A 16,912-nucleotide genomic window follows, 5' to 3' on the forward strand; every position below is an offset into this window, starting at 1 on the left:
ACCGGCTTCAGCGGCAGGATGGATGCATGAACCTGCCTGCTGAAGCCGTGAAAACCCTGACCGTCCGGGCTGTCCTCTTCGATATGGACGGAACCTTGGTGGACTCCACCGCGATCGTGGAGGAAGTCTGGAGCGAATTCGCGGGCCGGTACGGACTGGACATCGAGGAGATCCTGCGGACTTCACACGGTGTCCAAGCCAAGGACACGGTGCGCCGTTTCGCACCCGCCGGAGCTGACATCGACGCGCTCGCGGAGGAACTCGGCGAGATGGAACGGACCCGGACGGACGGGATCGTTGCGTTGCCCGGAGCCGCGGAACTGTTGCGGTCCTTGCCTGCCGACGCCGTCGCCATGGTCACCTCGGCCGATCGGATCCTTGCCGGGGTGCGCATGCAGGCAGCCGGACTCGAGATGCCCGCGACCACTGTTACCTCCGAGGCCGTGACCCGTGGCAAACCGCACCCGGAAGGCTACCTCAGGGCCGCAGCGCTGCTGGGTGCCGAGCCGGCCGACGTCGTCGTCTTCGAAGATGCCCCCGCGGGCATCGCTTCCGCCCGTGCGGCCGGAATGCGGACCGTGGTGGTGGGCGACGCCGGCGGCGAGGCGGCGGATGGGCTGTGGCAGATCGCGGACTATTCAGCTGTCACTGCCACGGCGAGCCTGGACGCTTCCGGTCGATGGGTGATCGAGCTCCGGTTCTAGCGTCAGCGGGCTGGATGCGGGACGGACCGGTCCTGTTGTTCCCCTGAGGACGAGGGTTCCCTCGAAGATGATCCTTGCGCCCGTCAGGCTGGTTGAGCCTGGGTTCTCGGAGAGGGCGGCGACGGCGCGCCGGGCTGCAGCACCGACGTTGACCGCGATCGTCGAAAGGGCAGGAAACGTTTCGGTCGCGAGGGTGTCGTCGCATCCGATGACGCTCAAGTCCTTCGGGACGTCAACGCCCGCGGCAGCGAACCCGCCCATCAAGCCGTGCGCGATCACGTCGTCGAAAGCGATGACTGCGGTGACTCCGGACGCTGCCACCGAATCGCTCAGAGCCTTCGCGGCGTCATAGGTGCCCGGGTCCGCACTGAAGTGCATGACCTCGAGGGCGTGGGCCTTCGAGAAGTTGTCCACGGCCGAGCGGCGCTGCTTGTTTGCCCATGATTGTGGTGGCCCGCCGACGTAGGCGATGCGGCGGTGGCCGAGCCCGGACAGGTGCGTCAGACCGGAGCGGATGGCGGCCGCGGTGTCCAGGAGGATCCGGTACGTCTCCGGAACATCGCGGTTGATGAAGGCTACCCGCTGGGAATCGGCGATTTGCCGGATGCGGGACGAAGCGAGCCGGGAGGATACGACGATCAACCCTTCGACCTGGGGCGCCATCCGTGAGATGAGGCGGTCTTCCCGGGTGGGGTCTTCATCCGTGTCCGCCAAGAAGACGGACAGTCCGAGGTCGCTCGCGTAGTTTTGGGCCGCGCGGACCAGTGGAGGGAAGAACGGGTTGGCGATGTCCGGCACGATGAGTCCGATCGCGCCGGCGCGTCCTGTCGAGAGGGCGCGAGCGTGATGGTTCGGTACGTAGCCGGCGGCTTCGGCAGCCTTTTGAACCATTGCCACCGTCTCGGGCTTGAGCAGGTTTGGCCGGGTAAAGGCCCTGGACACGGTTGAGGGGGCTATGCCGAGTTCGGCCGCCAATTGCGTGATGGTTGGACGGCCCGTCATTGGGGCTCACCCGCGAGCTCCAATGCGGCACGGACCAGGGCTTCCGCGCTGCCAGGCGCGAAGGGGGCAGGCATACCGTAATAGCGGTGCGCGTCCTCCACTTCGTATCCTCCGAAGTCATATTCGTCCGCGCTCGGGAAGTATCCGGGGCACCCGTTGGTGTAGCCCGTGACGAATACGGGCCCTTCGAGCTCGGAGGCGATGGCTTCCGTTGCGGCCAAGAATGGTTCTCCGGGTAGTCCTACGAGGGTCAGGCCCTGCCAGTTGAAGACGCTCACTGGCGCGCGCCAGGACATTTTGTCGTCGGGACCGCGGTCCATCGCCCACTGCATCCACGTGTTGAGAAGGGATCGCCGGCCCGGTTCGGCAGAAACCGCTTCGGCCTCCCACTGCCGGCCCAACGCCGAGGGGGAAACCGCGTCGCGCGCATTCATTGCGACGCCGACGGTCCTCCGGGCCGCCGAGGTCTCCCGGGAACCGAAGACCGGCAATAGCGGGGTCCCCAACGCGGATGCCGCCACATGTTCTCCGATCTTTCGCGCCTGCTCCATCGTCCTGCCGGTTGAGCCGGAAAGCGAGTACGACGCGTCGGCACGATGGCCCGAGTTGATGTCACCGGCGGTCCCGGGCAGGAAAAGGGCCACTGAGCCTGGGGAACGTTCCTCCAGGACGCTCCTGGTGAACGCCGGATAGTCGCCGCTGATGAGCCGGTTTTCCGGACCCAGGACCACCGGGTGGCACGGATAGAGCAGGATCCAGGCAAGCACTTGTCCGGCTTCGTCGCTGAATGTGGCGACTTGGACGGGCGGGTCCACGGCACGTTCGGGATGGCGTCGGTTCCTGGCAATGTCCACTCCGCGCGATTCGCCGTAATGCAAGGTGGCAGGCTGCTGGGAGGCCAACGCGGTCTCGGCGGCCTCGTGGCAAGCCACGACGATCTCCTCCAGGAGACCCGGGTCATGGCCTCCGAGTCGGCCCGGCATAACGCACGGACCTGCGTGGGTATGCGTCGCGGTGATCGCGACACGTTCCGGCATGAAGGGCAGGCCGCGTGCGATGCGGGTGCATGTGTCTTCGTGCAGGCCGCACACATCCACGGTGATCCAGCACGTGTCATCGACAGCCAACGCCCGGACGGTCAGGGGATCGTGGACACCGGTGCTCGGGTTAGTCCTCGCCGCGAATCCGGCCATTGGGGTACCTGCGGGCGGCGAGATCCCGACGACGGCGGCGCCCACCCTCAGGACGCCCTGCTCGGCTTGGGGGGTGCTCATTCCGGTCCGCCGGATACTTTCCGGCCGGACTGGATGACCTCGGTAATGGTCCCGGCTCCGGGTCCCTCCCCGGTGATCAGGACGAAATCTGCCGGGGAACCGACTCGAAGGTGGCCGAGCCCCGGCCGGGTGCCCGGAATCACCCGGGCGGGAGTGGACGTCACCATTTTGAGGGCTTCCGGTAGCTCCAGGCCGACGTTGCGGATCACGTTGCGGAATCCGTCCGGGAGGGTAGCGGCGGCCCCTGCGAGCAGGTCCGTACCCACGTGGGAGAGCCTCCCGCCAGGAGCGAGATCCACGAGGCCGCCCACGGAAGTGCGGTGGCGGCCAGGCGCGCTACCGGCCAGTGCGGTGCTGTCAGACACCAGATAAGCGCGGTCGGGGGTCTTTGCCCTGATCATGACTTTGAGCGTATCGCTGGGCAAGTGGTGGCCGTCCGCTATGAGTCCCGCCGTGAGCCGGTCGTCAGCGAGTTGAGTCCACAGGGCATTCGGATGCCTTGGCAGGGTGGTGGCGATGCCGTTGCCCAGATGGGTGGCCAGACGGGCTCCCGCGGTGATGGCAGCCGTGATTTGTTCAGGACTCGCGTGCGTATGTCCAATGGCCACTTCGACGCCGAGTTCGCGGATCCGGGCGATCTGGGCCGGCGCATCGGGCGTATGTGGGGAGACGGTGACGATGCCGACCATTCCGCTTGCGCGAAGCCAGCGCCGAATCTCATCTGCGTCCAAGGGACGGACGAAGGCCACGTCGTGGACGCCGCGGGGACCGTCCTGGTCCGAGATGAAAGGACCCTCGATGTGCACGCAGGGGATGGCTGCCCTGGTGGTCGGATCAATGTCGCAGGCACGCTTGATCTGTTCGAGCGCGCCGATGATTGCCTCCTCCGACGCTGTCACAATGGTCGGGACCCACGTGGTGACGCCCAGTTTCGCAAGCTCCGCGCTCAGGTTGATGATGGTTTGCGGCGAGACGTCGGCGGAGTTGACGTCCAGGCCGCCGTAACCGTTGACCTGGCCGTCGATAAATCCCGGCGCGATCACGGGCACCCCTTGGTCAGGGCCGATCTCCCGCTCCGACAGGATGGTCGTGTCGTAGGCGATTTCTATGTTGATCCCCCGGTGGGGGTCTTTGCCCACGATCGTTTTGGGGTGTGTCACAGCTTGTGTACCCGTCCTTTGAAACGTGAAATGAACTGCTGGTTGGCTTCGTCCCCGCCTGGAGCATTTCCCGATCGCCACAATGGCGGCTCAATGCCGATTTCGTTCAGCTTGCCGATGGTGGACATCATGAGCCAGTTGAGGGTGAAGGCGTTGGCGAAGGTGGACACTGCGGCCGTTTTTTCCTTTGCCCCGGGGACCTCCATGACGGCGTCTCCGACCGGAACCTTCGTGTCGATGTGGTGGTCGACGACGTCGTGCAGGTTCAGTTTTTGCGGATGCCGTGCGGGGTGGTCACCGGCTGTTTCCTCCGCGTGCTCGCGCGAGGAAACGCCGATGGTCGTGACCGATAGTTCGCATGCCGTCAGCGCCGCGTCAATGAGCGCGCTATTGATGCCGTAGGCGTTGACCAGGATGAGGACATCCCCGGGTCCGAGGCCCGCGTCTTCGATGACGATCCGGCCGTAACCCGGAGTCCGTTCCATGGCCATAGAGCGGAGGGCGCCGCCGGAGAGCAAGGTGCCTTCGTCCAAAATGGCCGAGACGTGCATCAACCCGCCTGCCCGGAAGAACACTTCCTGGCTTGCCAGGTTCGAATGACCGCCCGGGCCGTAGATGTGTACCAGTTCGTCCTTGGCTACCTGGGCCGCGAGAATGTCCGCGGCGACTCTGATGTTTTCGGCTTCCTCCAGGCGGATCCGCCCGAGGAGCTCGGTGATTTTTCCAAGGTAGTCGCCCGAGAGCTGCTCATTTGAGTTCATCGCGGATCGGATTCGGCGTCGAGGTAGATGGTGACGTTGGGGTGCGTGCGCAGCGCAGTACCCGGATGGTCTCCGCTGATCGGCTGGTTCAGGGTGTTGTGGACGGCAGTCCTTTTGGCACGGCCTGGCACGGAGGCGATGATTTCGGAGGCATGCAGCAAACGCGGGATGGAGACGGTGATGGCGCGCTGCGGAACGTCGTCGAAACCGGCGAAATGCCCTTCGTCCACCTGTTGCTGGCGGCTTACTTGGTCCAGGTTGATGACGCGGGCGGGCAGCGGGTCGGCGAGGTCGGCCGGGGGATCGTTGAAGGCAAGATGGCCGTTGACCCCCAATCCGAGCAAGACGAGGTCAAAGGGATCTTGGCCCATCAACGTGCCATAGCGCTCCGCTTCGTCTTGGGCAGGGTTCCCCGGGTTGATGCGGTGAAAGGTGGTGGGCGGAAGGAAGCTGAAGAACGTACGTTGCAGCCAGTTTCCGAATCCTTGGGGTGCGTCCGGCTCGAGCGCGAGGTAGTCGTCCATGTGGAAACACGTTATGCGGCTCCAATCGATGCCGGGCTCCTGGACGAGCGCCTGAAGCGTTGCCTCCTGGCTGGGAGCTGCTGCGAGCATCAGCCGGACCTCCCGCTGGTTCCGGAGCGCCTTGCGCAGCGTTTCCGCTGCATGCGCGCCGGCGTGTTCCCCCAGTGCGGCCCGGTCCGGGTGTGTGGAAACGACAGGGCTGTAAGTGGTCAGTGCTGTCACGTGTGTGTCCTTCGGGTTTCTAGTTCAGTAGTCAGGAGGAGGGATCGGGCTATATGGAAGGGGTCCTTGACGGGCAGCGCCACCACCTTGTCGAGGGGCTTCCCCTCGCGGTCGCGGATTTGCAGCCACTCCTGGCCGGAGGGATCCGGAAAGGTGCCGAGGGTGTAGGACCAGATCCGCTCATGCCACTCCAGGAGGTCGGGCCGCCCGAAACGCTCGGCGAGCAGCCTGGTTGCGTAGAGGGCCTCAACCTGGACCCACCACAGCTTGGTGTCCCACGTTTGGGTCACCAACGTTTCGTAGGGGTCGTTGCCGAAAAGCCTGCCCCGCGGTTCATCCCCGGTGCTGTCGACGTATCGGAAGATGCCGCCATGCTGGTCATCCCAACCCGCTTCCAGGGCACGGATGGCAAGGTCCGGTAGCCAATCCGGAATACGTGGTGCAAGTCCGGGCACTATTTCGGCGGCTTCCATGACCATCCAGAGCATCTCCAACAAGTGGCCGGGGGTGCGGTGGCGGGCCAGGAGCGTGTCCAGGTCATCGCTACTGTCAGGCCGGTATTCCCACCAGGTGTCGGCCTTCCACATGCCTTCGGCGGATCCGTCGCCGAGCAGCTGGGAAAGCGCGGCACCGGCTGTTTCGGCGCTTTCAACAGAGCCGCAGGCCAAATGGAGTTGGGCGCCCACATTCAGAAGCAGCATCAGCCCGGCCGCGTCCTTGAATCCGGCGCGGACGGGGTAGGGCTCGGACGGAGCCTTCCGGGCCTCGATTCTTTCTTCGGCGTGGGCGAGAAGCGCATGGGCTGATTGGAGCCACTCGCCACGTTCGCGGCCAGCCGCTTCGGGAAGCCGGGCTGCACCCGCCAGGCCCAAGGCCGCAAAGAGGTCGGCCAGTACGCTGACGGCGATCTCGCCTTGCGGTCCGGACGGTAGCGCCTGCCCCTCAGCCGATGTGCGGTATGCCGTCACGCTGCCGTCCAAGATGGCGTGTTCTTGGATGAACCTGGCCGTTTCAATCGACAAGGCAGCCCACAACTGGGGATTTTCCGCGATGATCCCGTCCCCGCTGTCAAGCGCAATCCTTGAACAGAGCCAAGCCCAGCGGCCTTGGGACCACGTATATTTCTCGTTCGAAAGCAACCGCCCTGCGTTGGAAAAGCAGGTGAAAACCCCTCCGTTTTCCCTGTCCACCCCGTTCTCGAGCCACCAGGGGAGGACTCCCTTGAGCAGCTGATCCCGTATTTCGGATCCAGTTGCGCTCATGCCACGGTGCTTTCGACTGGAATCGATGTGGCCGGCTCAAGGTCCCGGTCAAGGGACTCGACAAGGGCGTCGGATGCTTCGTTGTGCCACGGGCGCAGCCAGCCGAAGACGCAATAGACGATCGCCGAGGCAAGCACCGGAGCGGCCACGTTGATTGTCTGCGCACTGGCCGTGCCCAGGCTCGCGATGGGAGCGGCCAGAGCGTACTTTGCGAGTGCGAAAACGAGCAAACCGGTGGCCCAGGAGAACAGGGCTGCCGATGGGCCGCAGCGCCGGAACGGGCGCAACATCCCCAACAGCATGGGAACGGCGATCGGCCCCACCAAGGCACCGAACCAGAGGATGATCAGGCCCAGGACCCCGCCGAATGAATCCGCGCTCAGGGCAATGACCATCGACAATCCGATGAACAGGAACGTGGAAATCCGGCCACCCAGTAGTTCCGCCCGCGACGTCAGGGGCTGCCGGGAACCGCGCAACGCAGGGATGATGTCCCGGATGACGACGGCGGAAATCGCGTTGGCGTCCGAAGACGTCATGGCCATGGTGTGTGAGAACATTCCGGCGACGACCAACCCCACCAGGCCGGCCGGCAGCAGTTGCTGGGTCAGGAGCGCATAAGCCTGATCCGGGTGCGTCAGATTGGGCAGGATCAGCGGCGCGGCCCACATCGGGAAGAAAAGCACCAGAGGCCACACGAGATACAGTGCGCCCGAAAGCAGGACTGATTTGCGGGCCGCTGAGCCGGACGGAGCGGCGATGAAGCGTTGAGCCAGGTTCCAGGTTCCGCCGTTGTAGGAAATAGTGCTGATCAGGCAATAGGCGAGGAAGAATCCGATGGTGTAGTCCCCCGCGAATGGCTGTGAGTGCGAGGCCGGCAGACGGGACCAGATTCCCGCGATCGAGGAAACGCCCCCGAGCTTGGCCACGGCGAAGATAAGCATCGCAATGCCCGCTACGGACTGGATGATGAACTGGCCCATATCCGTCAATGCGTCCGCCCACAAACCGCCAATGGTCGAATAGATGAGCGTGACCCCGCCAACGATCAGGATGCCAACGGCGATCGGAACCCCGGCGAACACGTTCAGCAGGATCGCGCTGGCCGCCCATTTGGCCGCAACATCGAAGACTTTCAATGCGGCACCGGACCAAGCCAGTACTTGCTGCGCGGGCAGGTTGTAGCGCGTAGCCAGGTATTCGAGCGGGGAGATGATTCCCAAACGCTGCCTCAGGCGCGGCCAGCGCGGGGCGAAGAAGACAGCGCCAACAAGGCAGGCGATGGTGATGGTGAGCGCCCACCAGACATACAGTGCGAATCCGGTGGTGTAGGCGATGGCGGCGTAGGCCACGAAGACAGCTGCCGAATAGCCGGACATGTGGTGGGAGATTCCCGCCAGCCACCACGGCATCTTCCCGCCGGCTGTGAAGAAGTCCGCGGCGTTTTTCACTCGGCTCTTGGCCCACCAGCCGATCCCTATCATGACGACGAAGTAGGCCCCTAAAACGAGCCAGTCGGCGAAATACATACATCCTCCTTGATGCAACGAAAGCTTGGAAATGGGATCTGCAGTGGCGTCCACTTTTCTCTGCAAACGTTTGCAAAACAAGGGTCTTTTTGAAAGTTTTCTTGCGGGGCCTGGAGGGCGACAGAAAGGCTGTGGCTGTGACCTCGGATTACTCCGCGGTCACCGCCACAACCCGTTTGGGTGCTTCAGCCAGCCGGCTCACCCCGCCAGTGCGTACACCGTGGTCCCGCCGATGGTCTGTGACTGGAAGTTCGCAGCCACCCATTGCGCGATCTGGGCGGGGGCTTCCGATCCGCTGTTCGCCTGCATGGTCCCGCCGGCGATGAAGTAGTGGATCTTGCCCTGTGCCACGAGCTGCTGGAACTGCTCAAGGGTGGGAGACGGGTCCGTGCCGTTGAAACCGCCCACCGCCATGACCGGCAGTTCGGTGGCCAGCTGGTAGCCGGCGGCGTTGTTCGAGCCCACGACGGCGGCCGCCCACGTGTAGTTCGAGGCGCCGGATTTCAGTGCGGCAACCATTTCCGACGACGGCGTGGTGGCGCCGAGCAGGCCGCCCAGGCCGCCGCCTTGCCGGTTCCCTCCGAAGCCGCCGGCCTGGGCGCCCGGCTGTTGGAGGGTCTGCGGGGGAGTGTTCTGGGCTGCGTTGTTTTGCCCGAAGCCGCCCCGGGCTCCAAAGCCGCCGAAGCCACCGAACGTAGTCGCGGGACCGGCGCTGGGGATTGCGCCACTGTGCGTCACGGAGGCGGTAGAGATCGAGTACGCCAGCGGACCGGCAAGGGAGGCCGCGAGGGCGAGCGCCGCCGTCGTGCGGTGGAGGATGCGGACCGGGAAACGTCCCGAGAGCAGCAAGCCGGCCGCAGCCGCCAATGCGCCCAGCAGCACGGCCCAGCGCAGCAACGGACCATAAGCGGTGGTGCCGCCCAGGAGGCCGAAGGCCGTAAATCCAGCTGCGGCCACTGCCACAGCGAGCACGACCGCGGCGACGAGCTGTGCGCGGTGCTGCCACAAAAGCGCCCCGCCCAGGCCCGCGAGCCCGGCGATGCCCGGGGCCAGCGCCACCGCGTAGTAGGGGTGGATGATGCCTGCCATGAAGCTGAACACGAGCCCGGTGACCAGCACCCACGAGCCCCACACGATCACCGAGGCGCGGACGCTATCCGTGCGCGGGGCACGCCGGCCCAGCCACAGCAGCCCGGCCCCGAGGACCAGCACCGAAGGGAGCAGCCACGCGATCTGGCCGCCGAATTCGTTGTTGAACATCCGGAACAGCCCGGGAACTCCCCAACCGTTGCCGCCCCCCACGCTGCCGGTCTCCTGGCCGCTCAGCCGGCCGAGGCCGTTGTAACCGAGCGTCAGTTCCAGGATCGAGTTGTTCTGTGAGCCGCCGATGTATGGCCGCATGTTCGCCGGAACGAGTTCGACGACGGCGAGCCACCAGCCGGCCGCGACCACCATGGCCGCCCCCGCGCCGAGCAGATGAAGCAGGCGACGCCCCACTCCACCCGGCGCGGCAACCAAGTACGCCACCGCAAATCCAGGAACCACCAGCAGGACCTGGAGTTGCTTGGTGAGGAAGCCGAAGCCAAGGAACACTCCGGCCAGCAGGAGCCAGCGCAGTTTGTTGTCCTGCATGGACCGCAGGGTGGCGTAGCCGGCGGCCGTCATGAGTAGCACCAGCAGGGCGTCCGGGTTGTTGAACCGGAACATGAGGGTGGCTACCGGGGTGATGGCCATGACGACGGCGGCGAGCAGCCCGGCCCGGTGGGCGAGCTGTGGATCGCCGGAAGCGGGGGCCGCGGCTCGCCTGACTGCCAGATACAGCAGCCAGGCCGTGGCCACGCCCATGAGCGCCTGGGGAACCAGGATGCTCCAGGAGCTCAGCCCGAAGATCCGTACCGAGAGGTCCATGATCCAGAGCGACGCCGGCGGCTTGTCCACCGTGATGGAGTTGGCGGCGTCGGACGATCCGAAGAACCATGCGGCCCAATTCTGCGAACCGGCCTGGGCCGCCGCGGAATAGAACGCGTTGGCCCAGCCGGAAGCGCCGAGATTCCAGAGATAAAGGACCGCCGTTGCCAGGAGCACGAAACCGAGCTCCACGCGGTGCCGCAGGGCATGCGGGCCGCGGGTGCGGCGGGGCTGGCGGGACCGGCGGGGCGAACCGGCCCGGGCGCGGCCGCCCCCTCCGTGGGGAACGGCCGCTTCCTGCGGCGCAGTCGGCCCCACCAACAGCGGCGGCGGAGCCGGCTGCCTTGCCTCGGAGTCCGTGCCTGTGGAATAGGAAGTGGTCATCGGAATCTACTTTGTCAGCTTGTAGACCGTGGAGTTGCCCACCGTCTGGGCTTGGAAGTTCGCCTGTACCCAGGAGGCTACCTCGGAATTGCCGCCTTGGCCTCCGAACCCGCCGCCACCCATGCCGCCTCCTGCGATGTAGTAGCCGATCTGTCCCTTGGCCACCATGTCCTGGAACTCTGCCAGCGTGGGGTAGGGATCGCCGCCGTTCCAGCCACCGAGCGCGATCACGTTGGTGTTCGTGGCGAGCTCAAGGCTTGCGGCTTGGGTCGCACCGGAGACGATCGCCGACCACTTCGTGGTGGTGGATTTCAGCAGGGCGGTCAGTCCGGCGTCGGACGTTCCCTCGGAACCGGGCCCTCCCGCCTGACCCGCGCCACCAGCTGCGCCGAACCCACCGGCGCGGTTTCCGAAGCCGCCCATGGCGGAACCGCTGGGTCCCGACGTCGGGATGGAACCGGAGTGTGCTGTAGCCGCCGTCGCGAGCGTCCACGCCGCTGTTCCGAGGCCGCCGGCCAGAAGGGAAACGACGACGACGGCCGCGGCCGCTGCGTTCCGGAACCGCCCCGCCGTGTTTTGGCCGGCAAAGCGCAACGAGTCGAGGCGGAGCAGGATTGCCGCTGCCGCCACCACGCCGAAAACGACGATCACGATGCGCAACCACGGAAGCCAGGAGGCGTCGCGTCCCAGGAGAACCGCGGACCAGGCCGAACTACCGAGGATGACCACGGCCAGGACGATCCTGGCCGGCCAATATCCACGGCCACGCCACAGCTCAACGCTGCCAATGCCTACCAAGGCTGCAATTGCCGGTGCGAGCGCTACCGCGTAGTAGGGGTGGACAATGCCGCTCATGAAGCTGAAGACGCCCGCCGTCACCAGAAGCCAGCCACCCCACAGGATGAGCGCGGCACGGGTGCGGGAAGCCCGCGCTTCCCGGCGGGTGAACCATAGGCCGGCTGCCAGCAGAATCAGTGCAGCAGGGAGAAGCCAGGAGACCTCAGCGCCGAAGCTCGTGCCAAACATGCGGGTGATCCCGGCAGCGCCACCGAATCCGGCGTTGCCGCCGCCACCGCCGCCGCCGCCGAAGGCGCCGAGGCCACCGAGATTGCCTCCAGCAGGGGCGCCCGCTCCGCCGCCGCCGGGCGTGCCTTCGCCCGAACCCGTGATGCGGGACAGCCCGTTGTAGCCAAAGGTCAGCTCGAGGAAGCTGTTGGTTTGCGAACCCGCCATGTAAGGCCGTGCCGATGCCGGGGTCAGCTGGAAGAGGGCGACATAACTGCCGGCTACTACTGCGATTCCGGCCAGCGCGCCGAGCAGGTGCAGCAGCCTCCGCCGCAACGGGGTCGGGGCGGCCCAGAGGTACGCGAGTCCCAGGCCTGGAACAATCAGGAAACCCTGCAGCATCTTGCTCAGGAACGCGAGGCCCACTACAGCGCCGGCAGCGGCGAGCCACTTCCAGCCCGCCCGTTCGATGGCGCGGGTAGTGAAGTAGGCCGCCAGGACCAGGCAGAGAGTCAGCATGGCGTCGGGATTGTTGAAGCGGAACATGAGCGCGGCCACCGGGGTCAGTGCCAATGCCCCACCGGCCAACAAGCCAGCGCCTGGTCCGGAAACCCGCTTGACCGTCAAGTAAAGGAATCCAACGGCGGCCACGCCCATCAGCGCCTCGGGAACCAGCATGCTCAGGGGAGAGAAGCCGAAGATCCGGCCCGCCAAAGCAGGGATCCACAAGGAGGCCGGAGGCTTGTCCACGGTGATGGCGTTGCCGGCGTCGAGTGATCCGAACAGGAACGCCGTCCAGTCCTTGGTGCCGGCTTGAATGGCCGCTGTGTAGAAGGAGTTTCCGTAGCCGGTGGCCGCGAGGTTCCAGAGATACAGGAACGCGGTGGCTACGAGGAGCCCGGCGGCGGACGGCCGTACCCAACGGGGCTGCCGGCCAAAGGCGTATCGGGTCCAGCGGGGCGTGGCGTCCGGGGTTGATGGGCCTGCCGAGTGGCGCGGTGCGTCGGCAATCCCGACGGCGGGGCCGGCGTCAGCATTTCCGGCGGCGGGTCCTGTGCTTGCGGGAGTGATCGTGGAGGTCATGATGCTGCCGTTTCTGTGCGCGTTTTGGCTTGTGTCGTGGGTTCAGCCGACGGCGCCGCAGGCTGCCGGAAGACCCAAAGGCGGAACAACAGGAAGCGGACTGCCGTCGCGGCGAGGTTCGCTGCGACCACGGTGAGGAGCTCGCCCCAGCGGTCCGGCGTCGTCGTACTGTGCACCAAGGCGAGTGCCCCGGAGGTGAGTGCGAGGCCGATCCCGAAGACGATCAACCCCTCGAAGTGGTGCCGAACGGGATTGCCGCCCTGGATGCCGAAGGTGAAGCGACGGTTGGCGCCGGTGTTGGCGATGGCCGTAACGAGCAGCGCCAGGAAGTTCGCCAGCTGCGGGTCCATGAAGCCTCGGCAGAACAGGAAGATGAGCACATAGGCGAGGGTGGACGCAGCCCCAATCGCGGCGAACCGGACCAATTGCCCGAATAGGCTGCTGCGCGGGCTCTGCTCGGCAGTGCGGGACGACGCCGGGAGAGGCCCGCGTGCAAGTGCCGCCCGCAGTTCCGGAATCGGGATGCGTCCCGAGACGAGATCCCGGGTAAGCCGGACCATGCCGCGGATGTCGGCGAGGGCGGTCCGCACCACGTCGACGCTGGAATTGGGATCGTCGATCCAGTCGACGGGAACTTCGTGGACCCGGAGCCCGCAGCGTTCGGCGAGGACCAGGAGTTCGGTGTCGAAGAACCACGAGTTATCCATGGTGTGCGGGAGGATCTGCTGGGCGACGTCTGCCCGGATCGCTTTGAAGCCGCATTGGGCATCGCTGAAGCGGGCACCCATGAACGAGTGCAGCATCAAGTTGTAGCTGCGCGAAATGAACTCGCGTTTGGGGCCGCGGACGACCCGCGAGTTACGGGTCAGTCGGGTGCCGATGGCGAGGTCCGAATGGCCGGAGATCAGCGGCGCCAAAAGGGGCGCCAGTGCGGCGAGGTCAGTGGAAAGGTCAACGTCCATGTAAGCCAGAACGGGCGACGGCGATGCAAGCCACACCTTGCGAAGGGCGTTGCCGCGTCCCTTCTCGTCAAGGTGGACAACCGCGAGCTCAGGCAGTTCCCGGGCTACGCGCTCCGCGATTTTCAACGTGCCGTCCGTGCTCGCGTTGTCCGCCACGGTGATGCGGAAGCCATGCGGGAAGGATTCGCGCAAGTGGCCGTGAAGCCTGCGCAGGCACTCTTCGAGATCGCGTTCCTCGTTGAAGACGGGGATGGTGACGTCGAGGACGGGGATGGCGGTGTGGGTGTCCACGGGGGCGCGCCGCCCCGTGCCGCGCTGGATGGGAGTGCTGGGTTGGATGGGAAGGCCCGGCGGCACCACCGCGGGGTCCTTCAGGGTTCCGGAGGTGGATTCGATGAGCGTCATGTATCCAGAGTGCCGTTGCCGAATATGAAGGCTTTAGGCGGAACCTGTGACGTGGCTGTGGATGTGTGACCAGCGTGGCGCATCACTTGCCTGGCCAAGAAACGGAGAGGCCCGCCCCGGAAGGGACGGACCTCGACGTACTTTGTGGTTGGCTCTTGGCTTAGTACCAGTTGTGGGCCAAGTGGAAGGACCATGCCGCGGACGGCGATCCGTAGCGTTCCTTGATGTAGTTCAGGCCCCAGCGGATTTGCGTCTGGTAGTTGGTCTGCCAGTCGGCGCCTTCGGACGCCATCTTTTCGGCCGGCAGCGACTGCCCAATGCCGTAAGCGCCACTGGAGGCGTTGGTGGCAGTGGTGCGCCAATCCGATTCCTTGTTCCACAAGGTGATCAGGGCCGACATTTCGCCCTGGCCCCAACCGTAGGAGGGAAGGATGCTTGCGGCGTAGGCCTGGGCGCCGGAGGGATCATCGACGGCGACTGGTGCAGCCGGTGCCGCTGGAGCAGGGGGTGCAGCGGGTACGGCCGGTGCGGCAGCCTGGGGCGCGACGGCGGCTGGAGCGGGCGCGGCCGCCTGGCTTGGCGTCGACGCAGCGCTCGGCTTGGGGCTCGCGCTTGCGCTCGCCGACGGCGTGGCGGTGGCCGAAGGCGTGGCTGAGTGATCCACCGTGCGGGATTCGGACGTGCGGCTCATGTCCTGGGCGTTGATGGCTTGTCCGGCGGCCTGGGTGGCAGCGCCTGCGCCTAGGAACACGGCAACGACGCCGGCAACAACTGCCATGCGCTGGCCGGTGCCGAGGTTCGAGGCGGCTCGCCTCAGCGTGGAACGTGACTTGTTTCTCCGGGCAGGTTCGCCGCGGTGGCGCGCAACAGGGCGCGACTGATCCTTGGAATCAGACATGGTGATTGCCTCTCGACGCCTGCGGAGTTAGCTGTCGGATTCGGATGAGGTCATCCGGCCGTGGCCACAGCGGAACGTGGCGGCACGGCTTCACCCCTAGGGCTGGCTCAACATGAGCGCTTGCCCGGAGACCTGGGTCCCCCGTCTCTGCCTGGACTGTTGGGCACCGGGGAGTGGCAGAGCTCGGCGCCTACCCGGCGGTGGCCGGAATGATCCAGCGCACCTATTCGACGGTACAGGAGGATCCAGCTTAAGTCACATTTAGGTAACGGAGATCACGACGCCGGTGCGTCGACTTGCGCGCGCCGGGCACCGGCGTCGTACTCTTCTGGTTCGCCCGTCAGGCCGGGGCAGTCCTGAGCGCCGGGAGCCGCACCGCGAACTCCGTCCGGCCAGGCCGCGACGCCACTTCGACCGTGCCGCCGTGCGCCTGAACGATGGATTCCACAATGGACAAGCCGAGGCCGGAGGTGCCCTCGGAGCCGGACCGGGCGGCGTCGGCACGGGCAAAGCGGGAGAAGATCCTGCCCTGGAATTCAGGCGGGATGCCCGGGCCGTTGTCGGTCACGGTCACCACGGCGCTGCCATCGGCGGAGCGCATCACGCCCGTGACCACGGTGGTTCCCGCCTCGGTGTGCTTGCGGGCGTTGGAGAGCAGATTCGCCAAAACCTGGTGGAGTTGGGTGGTGTCGCCGCGGACCGTGAGGGGCTCATCCGGGAGCTTGAGCTGCCAGATGTGCTCGGGGGCCATGACTTTCTCGTCGCTGACGGTCTCGATCACCAACTGCGTGAGGTCCACATCGGTGAATTCCGGGGCCTTCCCTTCGTCCAACCGGGCCAAGAGAAGGAGGTCCTCCACGAGGGTGGTCATGCGTTCGGACTGGCTCTGCACCCGGCCCAGCGACTTGCGCCCGTCTTCGGTGAACGTCTCGGTCATGCGCAAGAGTTCGGTGTAGCCGCGGATGGCGGTCAGCGGAGTGCGTAGTTCGTGCGACGCATCCGCGACGAACTGGCGCACCTTGGTTTCGCTTTGCTGGCGGGCCTCGAGGGCGCTCGAGACGTTGTCCAGCATCAGGTTCAAAGCATGGCCGACGCTTCCCACTTCGGTGCTCGGATGGGCCGCCGACGCCGGAACACGCACCGCGAGGGCCACTTCACCGGCGTCGAGCGGAAGTTTCGACACCTTGGTGGCGACGTCGGAGAGTTGCTCCAAAGGCCGCATGGTACGGCGGATCAGCACGGTTCCGGCCAGCCCGATCAGGACCAGTCCGCCCAAGGAGACCAGCACCATGGTCCAGACGAGGGAGGCCTCGGTGTCCTCTTTCGAGGCGAGAGGGAGACCTGTGATGACAACATCGCCGTATGGAGTTTCGGTGGCCACCAGCCGGTAGCCGCCAGTGGACAGCGTGCGATCAACCGGGCGGCCATCGGACGGGAGCGCCGACAGGATTCGGGCGTCGCTGGGCGACAACGGCGCACGTGTGGCATCGGAGGACAAGAAGCCGGCATCGCTGCTCACCTGGCCTGCAAGGATGCGTGCATTGAGCGTGCCGATGCTCTGGCCGCGGGGGTCCAGCGGGTCCGGACGGCCGCCAGGGTTGCCTTGCGGCGGGCGGCCGTGGGAGGCCTGCATCAATTGCTGATCGAGCTGCTTCGTGAGGAACACATCCATGGAGGCATAGCTGACCACCCCGACTGCACCGCAGATGGCCACAAGGAGTGCCATGGAGAGAAGGATCAAGCGCGTGCGCAAGTGCCAGGTTGAAGGATTGAACCAGCTATGGTCGGTCTGGCGGGGGATACCCGAGAGTGCGGACATTCGGCGCCCC

General features: G+C 65.8%; 13 protein-coding genes and 1 riboswitch. Of the genes, 1 reads left to right on the plus strand and 12 read right to left on the minus strand.

Annotated elements, in window-relative coordinates; translation table 11 throughout:
* The first annotated feature begins 26 nt into the window (after window positions 1-26).
* Window positions 27-704 carry an HAD-IA family hydrolase gene (locus tag AC1DJB_RS07375; protein ID WP_306962603.1) on the plus strand — a complete coding sequence of 226 codons (678 nt, stop codon included), beginning with the start codon at window positions 27-29 and terminating at the stop codon, window positions 702-704.
* Here the strand turns inward: AC1DJB_RS07375 and AC1DJB_RS07380 are convergent.
* The 12 genes from AC1DJB_RS07380 to AC1DJB_RS07435 form a co-directional block, all read right to left on the minus strand.
* Window positions 639-1,706: a LacI family DNA-binding transcriptional regulator gene (locus AC1DJB_RS07380; RefSeq protein WP_284988738.1), complete on the minus strand. Its 1,068-nt coding sequence runs from the start codon at window positions 1,704-1,706 to the stop codon at window positions 639-641. The two genes, AC1DJB_RS07375 and AC1DJB_RS07380, sit on opposite strands and share 66 nt — an antisense overlap.
* Complete coding sequence (locus AC1DJB_RS07385) at window positions 1,703-2,980, minus strand: neutral/alkaline non-lysosomal ceramidase N-terminal domain-containing protein (protein ID WP_441437594.1); 1,278 nt, start codon at window positions 2,978-2,980, stop codon at window positions 1,703-1,705. Before AC1DJB_RS07385 ends, AC1DJB_RS07380 begins: the two co-directional genes overlap by 4 nt.
* Window positions 2,977-4,140, minus strand: a complete 1,164-nt coding sequence (locus tag AC1DJB_RS07390; protein WP_441437595.1) for an N-acetylglucosamine-6-phosphate deacetylase — start codon at window positions 4,138-4,140, stop codon at window positions 2,977-2,979. Before AC1DJB_RS07390 ends, AC1DJB_RS07385 begins: the two co-directional genes overlap by 4 nt.
* A complete protein-coding gene (locus tag AC1DJB_RS07395; protein WP_441437596.1) occupies window positions 4,137-4,901 on the minus strand; it encodes a sugar isomerase domain-containing protein in 765 nt (254 codons plus the stop codon). Before AC1DJB_RS07395 ends, AC1DJB_RS07390 begins: the two co-directional genes overlap by 4 nt.
* The gene (locus tag AC1DJB_RS07400) at window positions 4,898-5,647 is read right to left on the minus strand and encodes a 6-phosphogluconolactonase (protein WP_216363182.1); all 750 of its coding nucleotides are present in this window, start codon (window positions 5,645-5,647) and stop codon (window positions 4,898-4,900) included. The genes AC1DJB_RS07395 and AC1DJB_RS07400 overlap by 4 nt, the downstream gene beginning before the upstream one ends.
* Window positions 5,644-6,909 (minus strand): AGE family epimerase/isomerase, encoded by a 1,266-nt coding sequence (locus AC1DJB_RS07405; protein ID WP_441437597.1) that lies wholly within the window; start codon window positions 6,907-6,909, stop codon window positions 5,644-5,646. The genes AC1DJB_RS07400 and AC1DJB_RS07405 overlap by 4 nt, the downstream gene beginning before the upstream one ends.
* Window positions 6,906-8,438, minus strand: coding sequence for a sodium:solute symporter family protein (locus tag AC1DJB_RS07410; protein WP_059388613.1), 1,533 nt, complete (start codon window positions 8,436-8,438; stop codon window positions 6,906-6,908). The genes AC1DJB_RS07405 and AC1DJB_RS07410 overlap by 4 nt, the downstream gene beginning before the upstream one ends.
* Before the next feature lie 198 nt (window positions 8,439-8,636).
* Window positions 8,637-10,730 carry an ArnT family glycosyltransferase gene (locus AC1DJB_RS07415; protein WP_441437598.1) on the minus strand — a complete coding sequence of 698 codons (2,094 nt, stop codon included), beginning with the start codon at window positions 10,728-10,730 and terminating at the stop codon, window positions 8,637-8,639.
* Window positions 10,731-10,736: 6 nt separating this feature from the next.
* Complete coding sequence (locus AC1DJB_RS07420; protein ID WP_441437599.1) at window positions 10,737-12,818, minus strand: glycosyltransferase family 39 protein; 2,082 nt, start codon at window positions 12,816-12,818, stop codon at window positions 10,737-10,739.
* Window positions 12,815-14,185 (minus strand): bifunctional glycosyltransferase family 2/GtrA family protein, encoded by a 1,371-nt coding sequence (locus AC1DJB_RS07425; protein ID WP_476910123.1) that lies wholly within the window; start codon window positions 14,183-14,185, stop codon window positions 12,815-12,817. Before AC1DJB_RS07425 ends, AC1DJB_RS07420 begins: the two co-directional genes overlap by 4 nt.
* 160 nt (window positions 14,186-14,345) lie before the next feature.
* Window positions 14,346-15,083, minus strand: coding sequence for an aggregation-promoting factor C-terminal-like domain-containing protein (locus AC1DJB_RS07430; RefSeq protein WP_441437601.1), 738 nt, complete (start codon window positions 15,081-15,083; stop codon window positions 14,346-14,348).
* 2 nt (window positions 15,084-15,085) lie between these two features.
* A riboswitch (cyclic di-AMP (ydaO/yuaA leader) is annotated at window positions 15,086-15,259 on the minus strand.
* 164 nt (window positions 15,260-15,423) lie between these two features.
* Complete coding sequence (locus tag AC1DJB_RS07435; RefSeq protein ID WP_284988748.1) at window positions 15,424-16,902, minus strand: sensor histidine kinase; 1,479 nt, start codon at window positions 16,900-16,902, stop codon at window positions 15,424-15,426.
* Window positions 16,903-16,912 lie beyond the last annotated feature (10 nt).

It is taken from the genome of Arthrobacter sp. 01T428 (assembly GCF_056398685.1).